The following is a 4474-nucleotide window of genomic DNA, read 5'->3' as shown; positions in this document are numbered from 1 at the left end:
ATCTTGTAGGTCACATGAGCCATCGGGAACTCGCCCTTTGCAGGTGCCGACAGGGGGGAACGCGCCGCGCGATCCATGACAGAATAGGCCATGCTGTCGGATTTTGCACCGGCCGTTCGTCCTGTGATTGCAGCCGGAGCAAAGGAGAAAACCATGTGCCGCAACATCAAGACCCTGTTCAATTTCGATCCCCCGGCGACGCATGCGGAGATCCACGCTTCGGCGCTGCAATTCGTGCGAAAACTCTCCGGCTTCAATTCGCCGTCGCAGGCAAATGCCGAGGCGTTCAACCGCGCGGTTTCCGAAGTTTCCGACAGCGCGCGGCGCTTGCTGGCCTCACTGCAGACCAATTCGCCGCCGCGCGATCGCGAGGTCGAGGCCGAGAAGGCGAAGGAGCGCTCGCGGGCGAGGTTTGGCTAGGGGTGCGGGCCTAACGGTTGACGATTGATCGACCTCAAACAGGTCGATTCCCTTATCGTGCGACGATCTCACAAACGCCCTAGGGCTGCTTTGCTGCTGCCTCCCTTCCGTCAAATCAGGATCGCCTCTTCCCTCAAGAATGTCGGTGGAGGTACCAATGTTATACGCGCAAAGCCCACCACTGACAGCCGAAGAAACTTCGTACGGCGGGCTTGCGCGCGATTCGGACGTCCGATCCGATCAGCGCATTGGTAGACGGCGCATGAAGCCGTCGATCGATCCTCCCCATCACTACCGCTTCGGGGAGGGGCCGCTGGCGAGCGGCCGGCCGTCGATTGGCAGGCGAATACTCCGCTCCCTTACCCGGTTCTCTATTGCGGTTCTCATCGGTGTCGGCGCCACGCTTGGCTGGCAGTCCTACGGTGATGCAGCAAAGGAGATGCTCGTAGCCCGGGCTCCGGCGCTTGCCTGGGTGTTATCCGTTTCGACGACGAAGTCGCCGGTCGTTGCTGCAACTTCCACTGACCCGATGCAGCAGCTTGCGCCCCTGGCGTCCAATCTCGATGTCGTGCGGCGCAGCGTAGAACAACTCGCTGCCAAGCAAGAACAGATGGCCCAGAACATTGCGGCACTACGGGCTGTTGAGGAGGACATCAGACAGAAGATGTCATCCACGCCTCCGGCCCCGGCCCCGGCCCCGCAGGCGGCCTCCATCCCTCAGCCCAAACCTCCGCAACCCAAGGCGCAATCATCGGCGCTGCAGTCATCGTCGGTGCTTCGCCCGCCGCCTCCCGCCGGACCACAGCTCTCGCGCTGACGGCCCAGGTTGCCGGCGGCGAAATTGGTCAAAACGCGTCGGTGCAGTCCGTCGAGCAAGTCGCGTGATTAAGCAGGAACGTACGTCAACCTAATCACGTCCTCGCCAATTAGATTGCTGGTCACAAGGCGGAGCGGCGGCCGGGGACCTGCGAAGAATGGCTTGCCGCGACCAAGTACGACTGGATGGAGGTAGAGTTGATACTCATCAATAAGACCAAGCTCGGTTAGGCTTCGTGCCAGGTCGGGTCCGGAAACATCAATCTCCCCAGCGAGCTGAGCCTTCAGCCCACGTATCACCGCCTCCAAGTCATCCTCGACAAGAGTGGCGTTGGGCCCGACTGACTTCAACGATCGTGATACGACCCACTTCGGTTGGCTCCGCCACGCCGCCGCGAAGTCGCGTAGCTCAGGGGTCCACTCAGGATGGTCTTCGTCCCAATAGCGCATGACCTCGTACATGCGGCGGCCGTACACACTGCCCGTCAGGCCGCGCACTTGCTCGATGAAGTGACGAAAGAGCACGGGACCTGGCGCAAATTCCTGATGGTCGACATAGCCGTCCAGAGACTGGTTCATTCCAAAGACTAGCTTCGCCATGCTACAAAATCTCCACCCTAGGCTCTTCAGAATAGCTTGAGCCGACGTTGTACAGAAGTGAGATTGGACACGATTTGCGCGCCGCTTTATCGGTGCAGCCAATAACCAGACGTCTGCTTCTGGCACCTTTGAGACATGCCCACCTATCCTGAGAATGTTCGTTCGCCGGGGAAGACGGGAAGTTGCCGTGGTCGGTCAAACCGCAGCGAACGACCCAGAGCGGTCTTCCATTGATCTAGATCAACGTGACAAAGCGGCGCTTTCGCTTTTCTATCAAAACAAGCGACATCCCGCTTGGTCTCCTGGTTAGCGGCGGCGTCGTTGAAACTGATGGACCGGTACATCCAGGAGGGATGGTTCGGTAACGATCAGGTTGGGTTCGGATTGGAATGCAGAAGGAGTGCCTGGTGCTCGTAACACAACCAGAATGGGAGGTACAAATGAAGTGCCTATCATCTCGTCAATGGATCATCCCCGCGGCCGCATTTGTGGCGCTTGCCGCATCCGTGCCAGCATCTGCCGGCGAACCCGAGACTTCCATAAGGACCGAGTACCTGATGACGTTGCACGCGCCACTCGATGCTCCTCAGGCAATTGATCAAAGCCTTCTTATTTACAATGTGCAACCAGGCGGATGGGTCGAAGGGCCGCGTATCAAAGGAAAGCTCCAAACACCTGCCGGCGACTGGTTGCGCGTGATGCCGTCCGGTGTATTCCGCCTTGACGTGCGCGGCACGATCCAGACCGATGATGGCGAACTCATCTACGTGAGCTATGGCGGCGCCATCCAATGCAGCAAGGAGCAGGCAGATCGCCTCAACGCCGGAGGGCAGCTAAAGGCGGACGATTGTTACTTCATCACCGCGCCGACGTTTCAGACAAAATCCGACAAATACACTTGGCTCAATGCGGTCCAAGCCGTCGGCAAGATGGTTTCAGTCAAATTCGGGGACGGAAGTCACGTGCGATACAATATATTTGCAGTGAAGTGAATCCGAATAGAGGTTTTCCAATTGGCGGATCGCCAATCGGTCGAAAGTCCTAAGGAGTGCATAAAGGATCGCGATGTCGCCTATTGTGACTTTCGAGACATGCCGACCGACGCGGAACGCCCTATAGGCGCCGGTGCGCTGCGCGAGCAGCACCGCCATTTCGAGCGTGGATTGCATGGTCGGAGTGTTTTGGGTTGGTACCAAAATCGTCTTCATCGTCAGCCCCGCTCGTTGCAAATGAACGATAGTCCCAGCAGCAAGACGGCACTGAATTTCGACAGGCTAAACCTTCGAGGCAAGACCGCCAAGACTTCGGCCTAAAGGTTCCGTCGGCGTTGCTTGTGACCCAGCCGAGGTGATCGAATAAACGGGAGTGATGTCGCTTATTGGCCGACTCGAGCGCGCCGCCTGCAGCATTCGCTCCCGCAAACCGACCGCCCCCTCGCGCCTTTTGATGATCAGGGCTATTCTTTCTCTCCGTGGTTTCGGCGAAGCGCGTGAATGGCAAGAAATGAGCCGCACAGCTTTCGTTGGTGATCAAATGGCGCACAGCGGCCAAAAGGGCTTCGGCATGACCAAGCACGGCCGATCAGGGCACGCGACCCGATCGCCGCGTTTCCGCTTCCTGCAGAAGCTCGAAGCACAAAAGACCGATCGCAGGGACCGCTCTCGGATCAAGGACCCGAAACGGTCCGTCGAAGAGCTATTCCATCCCCGGAAGCCAACATGAACCGGACGAACTAGCTCATGTCGGTTGCTGCAGGAAAAACGGACTACGTTTTCGCTTTAGAGACTTCTGCCAATGCCGCCATCTGAACGGAATGTTGCATAATCAAGCGTCTAATAGACGCATTGGAAACTCAAACATGGAGGTCTTTGCTCGACAACGTGTAACGCGCAACCCATCTGGGAGGAAACCATGAGGTATCATCTCAATTCAGCGTGGATGTTTGGTTGTGTTGTGCTTGCTTTGGCAGTTCCGGCGGCCGCTGTTCCGGCCGTGGCGCAAGAAGCGGGCCAATGGTTCGGTCGAGCCGTTCTGGTCACCCTCTCCAGCAAGAGCGTGAAGCTGGAAGACCGGGCTGACCATACGGTGTCGGTCACTGAATTCGACGGCGCTGTGTTCAATGCCGACGGCAAGCCCTTCCTCGACAAAGCCCGCTATCAGGTGGTTGATCTAACGGATGCTGGCACTTCCAGCGGCGGCCACAAGACCTTCACAGAGGCCGATGGATCCAAGGTCTTTGCCAAGTACGTCCTGAAAGACGCGAAGCCGAAAGAATTCCGCGGTACCTTCGAGTTCACTGGCGGCACGGGAAAATATGCAGGGATCACGGGCCGCGGTGAGTACCACGTCGTGCAGGTCAGCGACACGGCTTTGTGGGATGAACTCCGCGGCGAGTACAAGATTCCGGGTACCGTTGGAAGTTCGCGACCTGAACCGGCCAAATGAGCATCAAGAACCGCTACGGCGAGCGCCGCGCATTCACGGTGAGCTGCTCATCGATGTCAGAAGCCAAAACCAGCAGCATTAGCGGAATCTAAATGTTGCAAAGAATCGACAGCGGCCGGGCTGCACCGCCCGATCCGATTTCCGCTGCTAGTCAATGTACTCATTAGCTCGTCATGCCCGGGCTTGTCCCGGG

General features: G+C 58.1%; 6 protein-coding genes. 5 read left to right on the top strand and 1 reads right to left on the bottom strand.

Annotated elements, in window-relative coordinates; genetic code table 11:
- The first annotated feature begins 153 nt into the window (after positions 1-153).
- Both CP49_RS33625 and CP49_RS33620 read left to right on the top strand, forming a co-directional pair.
- On the top strand, positions 154-420 hold the full coding sequence (locus CP49_RS33625) for a DUF2277 domain-containing protein (RefSeq protein WP_057854428.1): 267 nt from the start codon (positions 154-156) through the stop codon (positions 418-420).
- A 157-nt stretch (positions 421-577) separates the two neighbouring features.
- Positions 578-1237 carry a hypothetical protein gene (locus CP49_RS33620; RefSeq protein WP_156438798.1) on the top strand — a complete coding sequence of 220 codons (660 nt, stop codon included), beginning with the start codon at positions 578-580 and terminating at the stop codon, positions 1235-1237.
- 68 nt (positions 1238-1305) lie between these two features.
- Here CP49_RS33620 and CP49_RS33615 read toward each other — a convergent pair whose 3' ends face one another.
- Positions 1306-1836 carry a dihydrofolate reductase family protein gene (locus tag CP49_RS33615; protein WP_057854426.1) on the bottom strand — a complete coding sequence of 177 codons (531 nt, stop codon included), beginning with the start codon at positions 1834-1836 and terminating at the stop codon, positions 1306-1308.
- A 440-nt stretch (positions 1837-2276) separates the two neighbouring features.
- Between CP49_RS33615 and CP49_RS33610 the strand changes: the two genes are divergently transcribed.
- From CP49_RS33610 to CP49_RS33600, 3 genes are all read left to right on the top strand, one after another.
- Positions 2277-2828: a DUF3237 domain-containing protein gene (locus CP49_RS33610; protein WP_197423315.1), complete on the top strand. Its 552-nt coding sequence runs from the start codon at positions 2277-2279 to the stop codon at positions 2826-2828.
- 376 nt (positions 2829-3204) lie between these two features.
- Positions 3205-3558 carry a hypothetical protein gene (locus tag CP49_RS33605; RefSeq protein WP_057854424.1) on the top strand — a complete coding sequence of 118 codons (354 nt, stop codon included), beginning with the start codon at positions 3205-3207 and terminating at the stop codon, positions 3556-3558.
- Between the two features lie 189 nt (positions 3559-3747).
- Entirely contained in the window at positions 3748-4281 is a 534-nt protein-coding gene (locus CP49_RS33600) for a hypothetical protein (RefSeq protein WP_156438797.1), read from the top strand.
- Positions 4282-4474: the final 193 nt, after the last annotated feature.

This window comes from Bradyrhizobium valentinum (genome assembly GCF_001440405.1).
GTDB classification, from domain to species: domain Bacteria; phylum Pseudomonadota; class Alphaproteobacteria; order Rhizobiales; family Xanthobacteraceae; genus Bradyrhizobium; species Bradyrhizobium valentinum.
Note: the sequence above shows the minus strand (reverse complement) of the source record. Positions and strands in the feature narration are given on the sequence as shown.